The organism is Mycolicibacterium sp. MU0050, from assembly GCF_963378085.1.
Lineage (GTDB): Bacteria > Actinomycetota > Actinomycetes > Mycobacteriales > Mycobacteriaceae > Mycobacterium > Mycobacterium wendilense.
Genome location: NZ_OY726395.1, coordinates 391,852 through 406,555 on the forward strand (window position 1 = coordinate 391,852; position 14,704 = coordinate 406,555).

16 protein-coding genes are annotated in these 14,704 nt (G+C 69.6%); 9 read left to right on the top strand and 7 right to left on the bottom strand.

The features are described 5' to 3' along the window. Nucleotides 1–5: 5 nt before the first annotated feature. The 3 genes from disA to R2K23_RS01945 are packed head-to-tail and all read right to left on the bottom strand — an operon-like array spanning nucleotide 6 to nucleotide 3,230. Nucleotides 6–1,115, bottom strand: a complete 1,110-nt coding sequence (disA, locus tag R2K23_RS01935) for a DNA integrity scanning diadenylate cyclase DisA (protein WP_316513887.1) — start codon at nucleotides 1,113–1,115, stop codon at nucleotides 6–8. Next, nucleotides 1,112–2,602: a DNA repair protein RadA gene (gene radA / locus R2K23_RS01940; RefSeq protein ID WP_316513888.1), complete on the bottom strand. Its 1,491-nt coding sequence runs from the start codon at nucleotides 2,600–2,602 to the stop codon at nucleotides 1,112–1,114. The genes disA and radA overlap by 4 nt, the downstream gene beginning before the upstream one ends. Nucleotides 2,603–2,660: 58 nt before the next feature. Continuing rightward, entirely contained in the window at nucleotides 2,661–3,230 is a 570-nt protein-coding gene (locus R2K23_RS01945) for a copper chaperone PCu(A)C domain-containing protein (RefSeq protein WP_316513889.1), read from the bottom strand. A gap of 299 nt (nucleotides 3,231–3,529) precedes the next feature. Here R2K23_RS01945 and carD point away from each other — a divergent pair, with 299 nt between their 5' ends. The 5 genes from carD to rlmB are packed head-to-tail and all read left to right on the top strand — an operon-like array spanning nucleotide 3,530 to nucleotide 7,573. Then, complete coding sequence (gene carD, locus R2K23_RS01950) at nucleotides 3,530–4,018, top strand: RNA polymerase-binding transcription factor CarD (RefSeq protein ID WP_011731020.1); 489 nt, start codon at nucleotides 3,530–3,532, stop codon at nucleotides 4,016–4,018. Between the two features lie 6 nt (nucleotides 4,019–4,024). Further along, nucleotides 4,025–4,690 carry a 2-C-methyl-D-erythritol 4-phosphate cytidylyltransferase gene (gene ispD / locus R2K23_RS01955; protein ID WP_316513892.1) on the top strand — a complete coding sequence of 222 codons (666 nt, stop codon included), beginning with the start codon at nucleotides 4,025–4,027 and terminating at the stop codon, nucleotides 4,688–4,690. Continuing rightward, complete coding sequence (gene ispF / locus R2K23_RS01960) at nucleotides 4,687–5,169, top strand: 2-C-methyl-D-erythritol 2,4-cyclodiphosphate synthase (protein WP_316513893.1); 483 nt, start codon at nucleotides 4,687–4,689, stop codon at nucleotides 5,167–5,169. Before ispD ends, ispF begins: the two co-directional genes overlap by 4 nt. A gap of 38 nt (nucleotides 5,170–5,207) precedes the next feature. Next, nucleotides 5,208–6,629, top strand: coding sequence for a cysteine--tRNA ligase (cysS, locus tag R2K23_RS01965; protein WP_316513894.1), 1,422 nt, complete (start codon nucleotides 5,208–5,210; stop codon nucleotides 6,627–6,629). Continuing rightward, on the top strand, nucleotides 6,629–7,573 hold the full coding sequence (gene rlmB / locus R2K23_RS01970; protein ID WP_316513896.1) for a 23S rRNA (guanosine(2251)-2'-O)-methyltransferase RlmB: 945 nt from the start codon (nucleotides 6,629–6,631) through the stop codon (nucleotides 7,571–7,573). The genes cysS and rlmB overlap by 1 nt, the downstream gene beginning before the upstream one ends. Nucleotides 7,574–7,577: 4 nt before the next feature. On the opposite strand, the gene R2K23_RS01975 is transcribed toward rlmB, so the two are convergent. Next, nucleotides 7,578–8,498 (bottom strand): MBL fold metallo-hydrolase, encoded by a 921-nt coding sequence (locus R2K23_RS01975; RefSeq protein ID WP_316513897.1) that lies wholly within the window; start codon nucleotides 8,496–8,498, stop codon nucleotides 7,578–7,580. Next, complete coding sequence (locus tag R2K23_RS01980; RefSeq protein ID WP_316513898.1) at nucleotides 8,498–9,256, bottom strand: LamB/YcsF family protein; 759 nt, start codon at nucleotides 9,254–9,256, stop codon at nucleotides 8,498–8,500. The genes R2K23_RS01975 and R2K23_RS01980 overlap by 1 nt, the downstream gene beginning before the upstream one ends. 79 nt (nucleotides 9,257–9,335) lie before the next feature. Between R2K23_RS01980 and R2K23_RS01985 the strand changes: the two genes are divergently transcribed. The 4 genes from R2K23_RS01985 to R2K23_RS02000 are packed head-to-tail and all read left to right on the top strand — an operon-like array spanning nucleotide 9,336 to nucleotide 13,119. Continuing rightward, nucleotides 9,336–10,322 (top strand): metal ABC transporter solute-binding protein, Zn/Mn family, encoded by a 987-nt coding sequence (locus R2K23_RS01985; protein ID WP_316517001.1) that lies wholly within the window; start codon nucleotides 9,336–9,338, stop codon nucleotides 10,320–10,322. 28 nt (nucleotides 10,323–10,350) lie between these two features. Beyond that, nucleotides 10,351–11,100 carry a metal ABC transporter ATP-binding protein gene (locus R2K23_RS01990; protein ID WP_316517003.1) on the top strand — a complete coding sequence of 250 codons (750 nt, stop codon included), beginning with the start codon at nucleotides 10,351–10,353 and terminating at the stop codon, nucleotides 11,098–11,100. Beyond that, complete coding sequence (locus R2K23_RS01995) at nucleotides 11,100–12,005, top strand: metal ABC transporter permease (protein WP_316513900.1); 906 nt, start codon at nucleotides 11,100–11,102, stop codon at nucleotides 12,003–12,005. The genes R2K23_RS01990 and R2K23_RS01995 overlap by 1 nt, the downstream gene beginning before the upstream one ends. A 10-nt stretch (nucleotides 12,006–12,015) precedes the next feature. Continuing rightward, entirely contained in the window at nucleotides 12,016–13,119 is a 1,104-nt protein-coding gene (locus R2K23_RS02000) for a LacI family DNA-binding transcriptional regulator (protein ID WP_316513901.1), read from the top strand. Here R2K23_RS02000 and otsB read toward each other — a convergent pair. Both otsB and kstR read right to left on the bottom strand, forming a co-directional pair. Next, nucleotides 13,116–13,871 carry a trehalose-phosphatase gene (gene otsB, locus R2K23_RS02005; protein WP_316513902.1) on the bottom strand — a complete coding sequence of 252 codons (756 nt, stop codon included), beginning with the start codon at nucleotides 13,869–13,871 and terminating at the stop codon, nucleotides 13,116–13,118. The two genes, R2K23_RS02000 and otsB, sit on opposite strands and share 4 nt — an antisense overlap. Nucleotides 13,872–13,875: 4 nt before the next feature. After that, complete coding sequence (kstR, locus tag R2K23_RS02010; protein ID WP_316513903.1) at nucleotides 13,876–14,547, bottom strand: cholesterol catabolism transcriptional regulator KstR; 672 nt, start codon at nucleotides 14,545–14,547, stop codon at nucleotides 13,876–13,878. Nucleotides 14,548–14,704 lie beyond the last annotated feature (157 nt).

Sequence of the window (14,704 nt, forward strand, 5' to 3'; positions counted from 1 at the left end):
CGCGGTCAGACGAGTCGGTCGGCGATCGTCGACTCGGCCAGCTGCGAAAGCCCCTCGCGGACGTGGCGGGCCCACATGGCACCGATACCCTCCACCGACTGCAGGTCGGTCGCACTGGCGGCCAGCAGCCCCTGCAGCGAGCCGAAGGTGCGGACCAGCAGGTCCACGTGGGCGAACTGCAGCCGCGGTATCTCGGCCATGGCCCGGTAGCCGCGGGCACTCAGCGCCGAATCCTGGGCATCGGCGGTCGAGGGGTAGCCGAAGACCCGTGCCAGCGTCGTGAAGTCCAGGAGTTCGGTGTCCGACAGGCTGTCGAGTTCCTCGAGCGTCTCGGCGACCTGAGCCTTGGTGGGCGGATCCGGGTTGGCGTGGTAATCGCGCACGATCAGGTCCCGCGAGGTCTCGTTGCCGCCGAGCAATTCCTCCAGCTGTAGCCGCAACTGCCGCCCATCGGTGCCGAGTTCAACTGTGTCGGAATCGATCTCGAGGCCGATCCGACGGACCATCTCCAGGCGCTGCACCACGGTCATGACGTCGCGCAGCGTGACGAAGTCCTCGATCTCGGCGGCCGACAGTTGCCGGCTTACCTCGACCAGCCGCGCCTTGTAGCGCTCCAGGGTCGCGATCGCCTGGTTGGCGCGCGACAAGATGGTGGCCGAATCGGCCACCACGTGCCGTTCGCCGGCGACGTAGACGGTGACGATGCTCATCGAATGACTCACCGAGATCACCGGGTAGCCGGTCTGGATGGCGGTCCGCTCGGCCGAGCGGTGCCGGGTGCCGGACTCGTCGGTGGGAATCGACGGGTCCGGGACCAGCTGTACGTTGGCCCGGACGATGCGGCTGCCGTCGCTGGAGAGGACCACCGCGCCGTCCATCTTCGACAGTTCGCGCAGCCGGGTCGGGGCGTAGCGGACATCCAGGGAGAAGCCGCCGTCGCAGATCGCCTCGACACGCTCGTCGTACCCGAGCACGATCAGCGCGCCGGTGCGGCCCCGCAGGATGCGTTCCAGTCCGTCGCGCAGCGCGGTGCCGGGTGCCAGCCGCCCGATGGTTTCCCGCAGCGTAGGCCGGGTCCGCTCGACGCGGTCGGACTTCCTCCTGGCAGGTGTCACGGCTGACCATTGTCCCCTGCCGACGGCCTTTCCGGTGCGTCGTCCACCAGTTTGAGACCGGGCCGCGGTGCGGGCTTGACCTCGGGTGGTTTGCTGGCGGGACGCTGCGCGATGCGCAGCAACACCTTGAGCGCCTCGGCGACCGTGGCCACCTCCATGGTTCGCAATCCCCGCGGAATCGTCTTGGTCCCGGGCGGGACGAGTGCGGTGTTGAAGCCCAGTCGCGCGGCCTCGGCCAACCGACGTTCGATGCCGGTGACCCGGCGCAGGTCCCCGGCCAGGCCGACCTCCCCGATGGCCACGGTGGCAGCGGGCATGCAGATGTCGGCGTACGAAGACGCGATGGCCAACGCCACCGCCAGATCCGACGACGGGTCGGTCAGTCGCATCCCGCCGACGGTGGACAGATAGATGTCGCGCTGACCGAGCGGCAGCCCGGCCCGGTTCTCCAGGACGGCCGCCGTCATCGCCGACCGCGACTGATCCAGCCCGCTGACCGCGCGCCGCGGGGAAGGGGCGGTGGCCGTCCCGACCAGGGCCTGGATCTCGCCGATCAGCGGGCGCTTGCCGTCCATGGTCACGGTGACGGCAGTGCCGGGAACCGGCTCTGGCCGTTGATCCATGAACAACCCCGAGGGGTCGGCGACACATTCGATTCCGTTGTCGTGCAACATGAAACAGCCGACCTCGTCGGAGGCGCCGAAGCGGTTCTTGACGCCGCGGACCATGCGCAGTGCGGTGTTGCGGTCACCCTCGAAGTGCAGCACCACGTCGACCAGATGCTCCAGTGAGCGGGGGCCGGCGATGGCGCCGTCCTTGGTCACGTGGCCCACCAGGACCATCGCGACCGCCGGCTTGCTGGCCGCCTTGGCGTAGCTGGTCAGCGCGGTGGTGATGGCCCGCACCTGGGTCACCCCGCCGGTGACGCCGTCGGTGTCGGTGGTCGACAGGGTCTGCACCGAATCCACGATCACCAGGGTCGGTTTCACCGCCTCCAGATGCGCGAACACGGTGTCCAGATCGGACTCGGCGGCCAGGAAGACATCGGAATGGGTGCAGCCCGTTCGCTCGGCGCGCATCCGGATCTGACCGGCGGATTCCTCACCGGAGATGTACAGCGCGCGGCGTCCGGACTCCGCCCACCGGTGCACGACCTCGAGCAGCAGGGTCGACTTGCCGACGCCGGGTTCGCCGGCCAGCAGCGTGACCGAACCCGGGACGATCCCGCCGCCGAGCACCCGGTCGAGTTCGCTGACGCCGGTGGGGAAGTGCCGTGTGTTGTCGGCGGCTACAGCGCTGATGGAGACCGCGGCCGACGCCGGGGCGACGGCGCGGTGGGCGCGGCCGCCGGTGACGCTGAGGACGGGGGCCTGTTCCACGGTCCCCCAGGTCCCGCATTCCGGGCAGCGTCCCACCCACTTCGCGGTGACGTGATCGCACTCGGTGCAGCGGTACTGAGTCCGAACTTTCGACGATGACCTGCTCACGCCGTGACGGTAGCGGCCGCCTGTGACAGAACCGGGCAGGCTCGCGGCGGCCGGCTGCTCAGTGGTGACCCGCGTCTTGACGCGGCGCGCCCCCGGCGGAGATCGGCACGGCCACGGTGGCCTCGCCGGCCTGCTCGAACTCGAAGGTGAAGTTGTAGGTCAACCCGTTGCGGATCGGCTGGCTCAGCGCGACGGTGGCCTTCGCGACGTCGGCCTCCTCGATCGACTGGAGGTCCTCGACGCCGTCGGGCGTGCCGACGATCAGCATTCCGCCGGCCGGTAGCTCGCCGTCACCGGTCACGGTGACCTCGCCGACCTCGGAGGTGATGCCCACCAGCCGGTCGTCGACCTCGGGCGACTGGTTGGTCGCGGTGAAGATCAGGTCGACTTCCTGGCCGGGCTCGAGCGCGTCGCCCTTCTCCACGGCCTGGATGTGGATGTTGCGCACCGCGATGTTGTCGAGGTTCACCAGGGTGCCGTTGACAGCCGGTTCCTGGGTGGCGGTCTCGGCGACCTGTCCCGAGCTGCACCCGGCGATTGCCAGGGCGCCCAGCGCGGCGACTGCGGCGACGCCGATGCGTCGGCCGGTCCGCGCGCGGAAAGCCCGGCTGGCATCAATTGAGATCACGGAAAGCCTCCTGCTCGCGACCGGCACAAGTTCGACTATGCACAGTAGTAGGTGGCGGATGCGGGCGGTAGCCGAGGGCGGCTTCACCACCGCCGGCGCGGTTCCGGCGGGCACTTTGCGGGTTCGGCCCAACCGGCGGAAAGGGCCTCCGGCCGTGACGGTTTGGGCTTCGCGTGTTGCACGTAATCGTGGCCCTGTCAACCCCCCGGATTGACCTGTTGTGCCCCTGACCTGCACCGTTGTTCGATGTGCTCGGAAGCACCGTGCTATTGTGGAGGGGTGAAAGGGGCTCGAATCTGATGATTTTCAAAGTCGGAGACACCGTTGTTTATCCACACCACGGTGCTGCGTTGATTGAGGCGATCGAAACCCGGACTATCAAGGGCGAGCAGAAAGAATACCTCGTCTTGAAGGTTGCCCAGGGTGATCTCACCGTTCGAGTTCCCGCAGACAATGCTGAGTATGTCGGCGTCCGCGACGTCGTCGGCCAGGAGGGCCTGGACAAGGTCTTCCAGGTATTGCGCGCGCCGCACACCGAAGAGCCGACCAACTGGTCGCGACGCTACAAGGCCAACCTCGAGAAGTTGGCCTCCGGCGACGTGAACAAGGTCGCCGAAGTGGTTCGTGACCTGTGGCGTCGCGACCAGGAACGGGGCTTGTCCGCGGGTGAGAAGCGGATGCTGGCCAAGGCGCGGCAGATTCTCGTCGGAGAATTGGCATTGGCGGAGAACACCGATGACGCCAAGGCGGAGACCATTCTCGACGAGGTTCTGGCCGCAGCCTCCTAAACGGCCATGAGCACAGTCGCCATCCTCCCGGCGGCCGGTTCGGGCCAGCGTCTCGGCGCTGGGATACCCAAGGCGTTTGCGAAGCTGGCCGGTAGACCCATCGTCGAGCATGCCATCGAGGCATTCGTACGGTCCGAGTCCGTCGACCAGATCGTGGTCGCGGTCCCGCCGGACCGCACCGACGAGGCCAGGCTGATCCTCGGTTCCGCGGTGACCGTCGTCGCCGGTGGATCCGACCGCGCCGAGTCGGTGCGGCTGGCCTTGGAGGTCGCCGGGGAGGCCGAGTTCGTGTTGGTGCACGACGCCGCCCGGCCGCTGACGCCGCCCGCGCTCATCGCGCGGGTGGTGGCGGCTCTCAACGAGGGGCATGGTGCGGTGGTGCCGGCCTGCGAGGTCGCGGACACCATCAAGGTGGTCGATGCCAACGGTGCCGTGATCGCGACGCCGGAGCGGTCCGGCCTGCGCGCGGTGCAGACGCCGCAGGGTTTCCGCACCGATGTCCTGGTGCGCGCCTTCGAACGCGCGCAGCCCGGCGTCTTCACCGACGACTCGTCGATGGTGGAGAACATCGGCGCGCAGGTGCAGACGGTGGACGGCGACCCGTTGGCCTTCAAGATCACCACACCGCTGGACCTGAAGCTGGCCGAGATACTGCTGGCCGATTCCGCGTGACCGGATTGCCGCGGGTCGGGGTGGCCACCGATGTGCACCCCATCGAGCCGGGACGGCCCTGCAACCTGCTGGCGTTGCGCTTCGACGACGCCGACGGCTGCGCGGGTCATTCCGACGGCGACGTCGCCGCTCACGCGCTGTGCGACGCACTGCTGTCCGCGGCCGGACTCGGGGACATCGGTGGGGTGTTCGGTGTCGACGACCCGCGTTGGGCGGGTGTCACCGGCGCCGACATGCTGATCCATGTGCGGGACCTGCTGGCCGATAACGGCTACCGAATCGGCAATGCCGCGGTCCAGGTCATCGGCAACCGGCCGAAGATCGGTCCCCGGCGGGCCGAGGCGCAGGAGCGCCTTTCCGGTCTGCTGGGCGCGCCCGTGTCCGTCTCGGCGACCACCACCGACGGGTTGGGCCTGACCGGGCGGGGCGAGGGTCTGGCGGCGATTGCCACCGCATTGGTGGTCGCTGACCGGGGCTGAGTCGGTTTCGCCCGCTCAGGCCGGTAAGCTGGCCCGTCGTGACCGCCCACGGCGGCCCACTCGGTGGGCTGAGACTGCACGACACCATGACTGGTGCCGTGCGCGACTTCGTCCCGGTTCGTCCCGGCCACGCCTCGATCTACCTGTGCGGCGCCACCGTGCAGGGCCTGCCCCACATCGGCCACGTCCGCAGCGGGGTGGCGTTCGACGTTCTGCGCCGGTGGCTGCTGGCCAAGGGCTACGACGTGGCCTTCATCCGCAACGTCACCGACATCGACGACAAGATCCTCGCCAAGGCCGCCGCCGCCGGCCGGCCCTGGTGGGAGTGGGCCGCCACCCACGAACGGGCCTTTTCGGCCGCCTACGACGCGCTGGGCGTGCTGCCGCCGTCGGCGGAACCGCGCGCGACCGGGCACATCACCCAGATCGTCGAGTTGATCGAGCGGCTGATCGAGACCGGCCACGCCTACACCGGCGGCGGCGACGTGTATTTCGACGTGCTGAGCTTCCCGGAGTACGGCGCCCTGTCGGGGCATCGCATCGATGACGTGCATCAGGGCGAAGGGGTGGCGACCGGCAAACGGGACCAACGCGATTTCACGCTGTGGAAGGGCGCCAAGCCCGGTGAGCCGTCCTGGCCGACGCCCTGGGGCCGGGGCCGGCCCGGCTGGCACTCGGAGTGTGTCGCCATGGCGCACGAATATCTGGGCGCCACCTTCGACATCCACTGCGGCGGCATGGATCTGGTGTTCCCGCACCACGAGAACGAGATTGCGCAGGCCTGCGCCGCCGGTGACGGCTTCGCCCAGTACTGGCTGCACAACGGCTGGGTCACCATGGGCGGTGAGAAGATGAGCAAGTCGTTGGGCAACGTGTTGTCCATTCCGGCTGTGCTGCAGCGGGTTCGGCCCGCCGAACTGCGCTACTACCTGGGCAGCGCGCACTACCGGTCGATGTTGGAGTTCTCCGAGACCGCCCTGCAGGACGCGGTCAAGGCCTATACCGGTGTCGAGGACTTCCTGCACCGCGTGCGCAGCCGGGTGGGTGCGGTGACCCCGTCTACCTGGACCGAGAAGTTCGCGGCCGCGCTCGACGACGACTTGGCGGTGCCGATGGCCCTGGCCGAGATCCACGCGGCCCGCGCCGAGGGCAACCGCGCCCTGGACTCCGGGGACCACGACGGCGCCATGGCGCAGGCGAGCGCCATCCGCGCGATGATGGAGATCCTCGGTTGCGATCCGCTGCACGAGCGCTGGGAGTCGCGCGACGAGACGTCTGCAGCCCTGGCCGCCGTCGACACCCTGGTGCACTGGGCGTTGGAGAATCGGGCCGAGGCGCGCGCACAGCGGGATTGGAAGCAGGCCGACCAGATTCGGGACCGCCTCAAGGAAGCCGGTATCGAGGTGACCGACACTGCAGACGGTCCGCAGTGGTCGCTGGCGGACAGGAACGACGCGTAATGGCCGGTAATTCACAGCGCCGCGGCGCGGTCCGCAAGCCCGGCACCAAGAAGGGCCCGACCGTCGGGTCCGGTGGCGTGCGCCGTCGTGGACTCGAGGGCCGTGGCGCCACCCCGCCGGCGCACATGCGGCCGAACCATCCGGCGGCCAAGAAGGCCAAGCGCGCGGCCCGGCAGCAGCAAGGCAGGCCCAAGAAGACCGACGACACCGAGATCGTGCTGGGCCGCAATCCGGTGCTCGAATGCCTACGGGCCGGCGTCCCGGCGACCGCGCTGTATGTCGCCCAGGGCACCGAGAACGACGAGCGGCTCACCGAATCCGTTGCCCGCGCGGCAGATTCCGGAATCGCCATCCTCGAGGTCGCCCGCGTGGACCTCGACCGGATGAGCACCAACGGGCTGCATCAGGGCATCGCCCTGCAGGTGCCCCCGTACGACTACGCGCATCCCGACGATCTGTTGCGCGCCGCCTCCGAAGACACCGAGCCGGCGTTGTTGGTGGCGCTCGACAACATCTCCGACCCGCGCAACCTGGGCGCCATCGTGCGCTCGGTGTCGGCCTTCGGCGGCCAGGGAGTGTTGATTCCGCAGCGGCGGTCCGCCTCGGTGACCGCCGTGGCCTGGCGTACCAGCGCCGGGGCGGCGGCGCGCACGCCGGTGGCGCGGGCCACGAACCTGAACCGCACCCTGAAGGATTGGGCGGCCGCGGGGTTGCAGGTGGTCGGCCTCGACGCCGGGGGCGACACCACCCTCGACGAACTCGAGGCCACCGGACCCACCGTCGTGGTCGTCGGATCGGAAGGCAAGGGCCTGTCGCGGCTGGTGCGGCAGAACTGCGACGCCATCGTGTCGATCCCGATGGCCGGTCCCACTGAATCGTTGAATGCCTCGGTGGCCGCCGGGGTGGTGCTCGCCGAGATCGCCCGGCAGCGGCGGCACCGCTAGACCGTCACGACCACGGGTCCTCGCGCCGCCACACGTTGGGCAGGTGCAGGGCGACCCCGTCGGCGGCGGCCAACTCGCCGAGCACCCGCAGCGACACATCCAGATCGTCGACGGCATAGGGCAAGGCGAGCAACGGTTTCGACAGCGGCCGGAAGAAGTCGTCCCAGTGAATCCCGATCACCGTGCGGGCCCCGACGGCGCGCACGGTCTCGTGCCAGTAGTCGATCAGGTACGACTCGGGTTGCAGGCCCAGCTGACCGAGTCCGAGATAGGCCACCTCGGCCCGCCGGCCGGCCAGGGCGCCCGGGCGAAATCCCGCGCTGCCCTGGATCAGACAGCGTCGACCCGTCGGCCGGTGTGTCAGCAGCGTCGACCAGGTCTGGCCGCAGCGGTAGGCCGACACCCGCACCGGCGGGCGCACCGGAGCGGTGATCTCACCCGGGAACCGGTCCGGCGGGCAGTGTTCCGACTCGACCAGGGTGATCTCGAACCCGCCCACGGTCAGCGGCGTCCCGGGCGTGGCCTCGAGGATCTGCTCGGTCGGTAGCCCATGGCCGCGGCCGACCTGCGCGGTCGACGAACCGCCGACCAGCAGGGCTTCGGTGCGTTCGGCCACCACCGCCGAGTCCAGCACGTGGTCGAAGTGGCTGTGCACCGGGAGGACGGCCGCCAGCCGTTGCACGCCCAGTCGGGCCAGGCAGCCGTCGATCCGCGGCTTCGACGGTGCGATGCGCCCGAGTCCCACCCGGAGCAGGCCGGGGCGGGAGAAGAAGCCGTCGGTCATGATCGCGGTGGTGCCGTCGTCGATGAGCAGCGTCGAGACGCCGAGCCAGGTGAACGACGGTGCGGTTGCGGCGGTGGCCGCCGGGACGGTGAACAGACCGGCGTGACGGGCGAGGTCGGGCCGCCCGGCTTTGAGCCGCATCAGACGAACGCCGTGACGTCGATGCCCTCGCCGCGCAACCGTTGTCGAACCGCCCGGGCGATCTGGACGGCGCTGGGGGAGTCGCCGTGCACGCAGATCGATTCGACCTGAACCGGGACGGGCGAGCCGTCGGTGGCCAGGACGTGACCGGTGCGCACCATCGAGATGATGCGCTCGGCGATCTGGTCGCTGTCGTGCAGGACCGCATCGGGTTCGCGGCGCGAAACCAGCTGGCCGTCGGGGCGGTAGGCGCGGTCCGCGAACACCTCCGAGACGGTGCGCAACCCCAGCGCGTGCGCCTCTTCGAAGAAGGCCGAGCCCGCCATCCCGAGCACGGGCAGTCCGGGGTCCACGGCGTGCACGGCCCGAGCCACCGCCCGCGCCTGTGCGCGGTGAGAGACGATCGAGTTGTACAGCGCACCATGGGGTTTGACGTAGCGCACCGTGGTTCCGGCAGTGCGGGCGAGAGCCTGCAAGGCGCCGATCTGATAGATGATGTCGGCGGTCAACTCGTCGGGCTCGACGTCGATGAACCGCCGGCCGAAGCCGGACAGGTCCTGATAGCTGACCTGAGCACCGATGGACACCTGCCGGTGCGCCGCCGCGGCGCACGCGTGCGCCAGGCGGGCGGGATTGCCGGCGTGGAAGCCGCACGCCAGATTGGCGCTGGACACCAGGTCCAGCATTGCGGCATCATCACCGAGTTCCCAGATCCCGAAACCCTCGCCGAGGTCGGCGTTGAGATCAACCGAGGCCATACCCGCAAGCCTAGGGCGGCCCGGCGGGATCCCCGCGTCGCGATCCTTATTGCAAACGGTTATCGTTATCGGCATGCGGATGGTGAACCCCTCGAAGCTGGGCGCGACGGCGACCCTGGTGCTGCTGACGCCGTGGGCGCTGGCGGCCTGCGGATCCGAGGGGCCTGCCGAGCCCGCCGATCGCGGCGCCTGCCCGAGCGCGCCGGTCGAGGTGATCGTCAGCGTCGATCAATGGGGCGACATCGTGTCGCAGCTCGGCGGCGACTGTGCGCAGGTGCGCACCGTCATCGCCGGTTCCTCGGTGGATCCCCACGACTACGAGCCGGCGCCGGCGGACGCGGTGGCCTTCGAGGGGGCCCAGCTGGTCGTCATCAACGGCGGGCACTACGACGAATGGGCCGCGAAGCTGGCCGCGACCTCCGCACCGCAGGCGCCGCTGATCAGTGCGGTGGACCTCGGCGGCCAGGACGGCCATGATCACGGGGGCCATGAGGGCCACGGTCACGAGGGCCACGATCACGATCACGGGGACGGACAGAACCCGCACGCGTGGTACCGGCCCGCGACGGTGCAAGCCGTCGCTGACGCCGTCACCGCCGAACTCGGCAACCTCGCGCCCGGCGCCCGGGAGTACTTCGAGGCGCGTCGGGCCGAGTTCGCCGAGCGCATGACCCGATACGACGAGATGATCGACCGGCTCCGGACCGAGGCCGCGGGTAAGACGTACGCGGCCACCGAGACGGTGTTCGACGACATGGCGGCCGCGGTGGGCCTGCAGGACCGCACCCCGCCGGGCTACCAGGTGGCCGCGAGCAACGAAACCGACCCGTCCCCGGGGGATCTCGCGGCGTTTTTGACGCTGCTCTCCGACGGCGGCGTCGACGTGCTGATCGTCAACACCCAGACCGAGGGGTCGCTGCCGGCCCAGTTGCGTTCCGCGGCCGCGGCCGCCGGCATTCCGGTGGTCGAAGTCACCGAAACGGTGGCGCCGGGCTCCGATTCGTTCCAGGCTTGGCAGGTGGATCAACTGACGGCACTGGCCGAGGCGCTCGGTGTCGGCGCCTGACGGCCCTGCCGAGCACGGCCCGTGGGCGATGTCGTTCGACGACGTCAGCGTGGTCCGCGGCGGGCGCCTGATCTGGTGCGAGGGCACCTTCGACGTGCCGACGGGCAGCATCACCGCGATCATCGGCCCCAGCGGGTCGGGCAAGACCACGCTGCTGCAGGTGGCGCTCGGGCTGCTGCCGGTGGCCTCGGGCACGGTCGAAGTGCTCGGTGAGGCGGCCGGCGAGGCCACCCGTCGCATCGGCTACGTGCCGCAGCACTACGCGCGAGCGGCGGGCAACGCGATCCGGGCCTGCGATGCGGTGCTGCTGGGCCTGACCGGCCATCGCTGGGGCTTCGGCCGCGCCGGTGCCGAGGAACGCCAACGGGTCCACGAGGTGCTCAAGGCGCTGGACTGCCAGTCGTTCGCCCAGCGTCGGCTGTGTCAGCTCTCCGGCGGGCAGCGCCAGCGCATCGCGATCGCCGAGGCACTGGTCACCAGACCGCCGCTGCTCATCCTCGACGAGCCGCTCACCTCGCTGGACATCCGCAACCAACGCGACATCGTGGGGCTGCTCTCCCGGATCCGGGACGAATTCGGTGTCACCATCCTGGTGGTGGCCCACGATCTGAACCCGCTGCTGAGCATCCTGGACAGCGCGATCTACCTGCTGGACGGGCACGCGCACTTCAACACCATGGACGAGGTGGTCGACGATCATCTCCTGAGCCACCTCTACGGCACCTCCATCCAGGTGGTGCACACCCCGCAGGGCGAGCTCTACATGCGGAGCATCTGATGCACACCACGGTGATCGCCCTTGGCTACCAAGAACATTGGTGGGACATCCTCACCTCGTCGTTCATGCGGAATGCGTTGCTCGGCGGCACCTTGGTGGCGCTTGCCGCCGGACTGATCGGCTACTTCACCGTGGTCCGCAACAGCGCGTTCGCCGCGCACGCCCTGGCGCACATCGGATTCCCCGGTGCCACCGGCGCCGTGCTGCTCGGGCTGCCGGTGACCTTGGGGCTGGCGGTCTTCTGCATCGGTGGGGCGTTGGTCATCGGCGCGCTGGGTAAGCGGGCCGAGGACCGCGAGGTGGCCACCGGCACGGTGCTGGCCGCCGCCACCGGGCTGGGGCTGTTCTTCAGTTCCCTGGCCACCAAGGGCAGCAACGTCGTCACCAACGTGCTGTTCGGCAACCTCTTGGCGGTCACGACGCAGCAGCTGCTGGTGTTCGGTATCGCCGTCGTGGTGCTTGCCGCGGTGACGGCCTTCGTCTACCGCCCGTTGTTGTTCGCCTCGATCAATGCGGAGGTCGCCGAGGCCAAGGGCGTTCCGGTGCGGCTGCTCTCGGTCATCTTCATGGTGATGCTGGGCCTGGCGATCACCATGGCCGTGCAGGCCGTGGGCACGCTGCTGCTCTTCGCGTTGGTGGTCACGCCGGCGGCCACCGCGATCATGCTCACGGCCCGCCCCGGCCTGGCGATGGCGGTCTCCACCGCGCTGTCGGTGGTCTCGGTGTGGCTGGGCCTGACGTTGTCGGCCATGTTCAACCTGCCACCGAGCTTCGTGATCGTCACCATCGTCACCGTCATCTGGTTGCTGATCTGGGCGGTCGTGCAACGCACCGGTCGGGGCCGACGGGCACCCGGTTCCACCCAGGGAGTCGTCTCGGCGCACGACGAGGCGCCCATCGGCTAACGTCCCGAGCATGCCCAGAAGTCCTACGCCGAAGCGTCGGGCCACGCTGGCGTCGCTGGCCGCCGAGCTCAAGGTCTCCCGGACCACGATCTCGAACGCGTACAACCGGCCGGACCAGCTCTCGGCGGAGCTACGGGAGCGGATTCTGACCGCGGCCAAGCGGCTCGGCTACGCCGGCCCGGACCCGGTGGCACGCTCGCTGCGCACCCGCAAGGCCGGGGCGGTGGGCTTGGTGATCACCGAGCCCCTGACCTACTCGTTCAGCGATCCCGCGGCGCTGAACTTCGTGGCGGGGCTGGCCGAAACATGTGAGGAGAGCGGGCAGGGCCTGCTGCTGGTGGCCGTCGGGCCGGGCCGGACCGTCGAGGAGGGCTCGGCCGCCGTGCTTTCCGCCGGCGTCGACGGCTTCGTGGTCTATGCCGCGGCCGACGATGACCCGTACCTGGACCTGGTGCTGGACCGACAGCTGCCGGTGGTGGTCGTCGACCAACCGCCCGAGGTGCCCGGTGCGTCCCGGGTGGGCATCGACGACCGGGCGGCCATGCGGGAATTGGCCGACTACGTGATCGGTCTGGGGCACCGCGACATCGGGCTGCTGACCATGCGGCTGGGCCGGGAACGTCTCGCCGGCCCCGAGCGGCAGGCGGTGTTGGTGGGGCCGCAGCGGCTGCAGGACACGCACTTCGACGTGCAACGCGCACGCATCGCCGGGGTGCACGAGGCGATGGCCGCCGCGGGGCTCGACCCGGAGACGCTGACCATCGTGGAAAGCTTTGAGCACGACTCCATTTCGGGTGGCACCGCGGCCGAACTGGCGCTGGCCACCAACCCCAGGATCACCGCCCTGATGTGCACGGCCGACGTGCTGGCGCTCTCGGCGATGGATCATCTGCGGGCCCGCGGGATCTACGTGCCGGGCCAGATCACCGTGACCGGATTCGACGGCGTGCCCGACGCGCTCAAGCGGGGTCTGACCACCGTCATGCAGCCCAGCTTCGAAAAGGGTAGGCGCGCAGGCAACTTGCTGCACAACCCACCGGGACACGGGGAGCCGGTCATCGACATCCTGCCGACGGAGTTGGTGCGCGGGCGGACGGCGGGCCCGCCCGGTTAGCCGCGCTTGCGACGCGCGTCGAGCAGTAGCTCCAGGGCCGCCGCGACATCGGTCGGCTCCGCCACCCGAAACCCGGCCAACGTGTCGCCCGGGCCCACCTTGACCGCCACGTCGGTGTCGCGCATCCGGCGGAAGGCCTTTTCGTCGGTGACGTCGTCGCCGAAGTAGATGGCCGTGCTCGAGCCGGTGCGCTCCCGCAGGATGTCGATGGCCTCGCCCTTGTCGGTGGTGATCACCGCGAACTCGAGGACCGCCTTGCCCGCGGTGGCCTCGGCAGCCCACGACTGCGCGGCGGCCTCGGCGGCGGCCAGTGCGGCCGCGCCGTCCTCGGCGCTCGCGTTGCGCACGTGCAGGGCCACGCTGGCGAGCTTCGGTTCGACCGTCACCCCCGGATAGCGCGACGCGATCTCGGTGAGCTCCGACTTGATCCGGCCCAGTTCCTGCTCATCGATGTCGCGGGTGAAGCCCGTGCTGAACTCGGCGCCGTGGCTGCCCACCAGGTGCACCGTCGGCGGCATGCCGGACAGCCGGGCCAGGTCGGCCAAGGCGCGACCGGAGATCAATGCGGCGGTGGTGTCGGGCAGCGTGGCCAGCTCCTGCAGCGCCGCGGCGGCCGTCGGTAGCGGGCGCGCGTCGGGTGGATGGTTGACGATGGGCGCCATCGTCCCGTCGAAATCGCAGGCCACCAGCAGGTGCGGGGTCCGCGCCGCGGCCCGCAGGGCTCTCGAGACGTCGTCCGGCAGCTGGCTCACCTGCTCAGACGGCGGGTTGGGCGTTGGAGTGGTCGTCACCGATGAGCAGGCGCACCGCCAGGTCCAGCCGCTTGCTGACGTCGGTGGCCGAGGCGCGCCGAGTCAGCCAGGCCAGCAGGTTGGACAGCCACACGTCGGAGATCACCCGCGCAATGTGGTACTGATCCTCGGTCGGGTCGCCGTCGGCCATCGCTCGCGCGAACATCGAGTCGATGATCTTCTCGACATGGTCGACCTCGCCGGCCGCCGACGCGTCGGCGAAGACGTAGGCGCGGGTCATGGCCTCGGTCAGGAGCGGGTTGCGTTGCATGGCCCGGTTCAGCTTGCTCACCATGAAGTTCAGCCGCTGATACGGCGTTCCGCCCGACACCGTGGTGCGGTCGGTCTTGGCGTCGATGCGTTCGAACTCGCGGGCCAGTGCGGAGACCAGCAGGTGCACCTTCGACGGGAAGTAGCGATACAGGGTGCCCACGGCGACATCGGCGCGGTCGGCGACGGCGCGCATCTGCACCGCCTCGTAGCCGCCCTTGGAGGCAATCGCCATGGTCGCGTCCAGGATGCGTTTGCGGCGCTCGCGCTGGGCGTCGGAGCCGAGCTCGGACTCGGCGAGGACCGCCACCGTCATGACCTCGCGCGGTTGGGAACCGCCGGGTCCGGACTGGGAATTGGCTGACATCTCGCCGCGCGCTCCTTACTTGGGCCTACCTGGGAAAAACGATACTCATGCACAACGCTGATTTCCCATCTCCCCGCTCCCCGAGTGTCTGCCTGAGGACGGCTCGCGCGTATTGCCCCGTGGCATTCGACTTGACTGGCGGACACTGGCAATATTA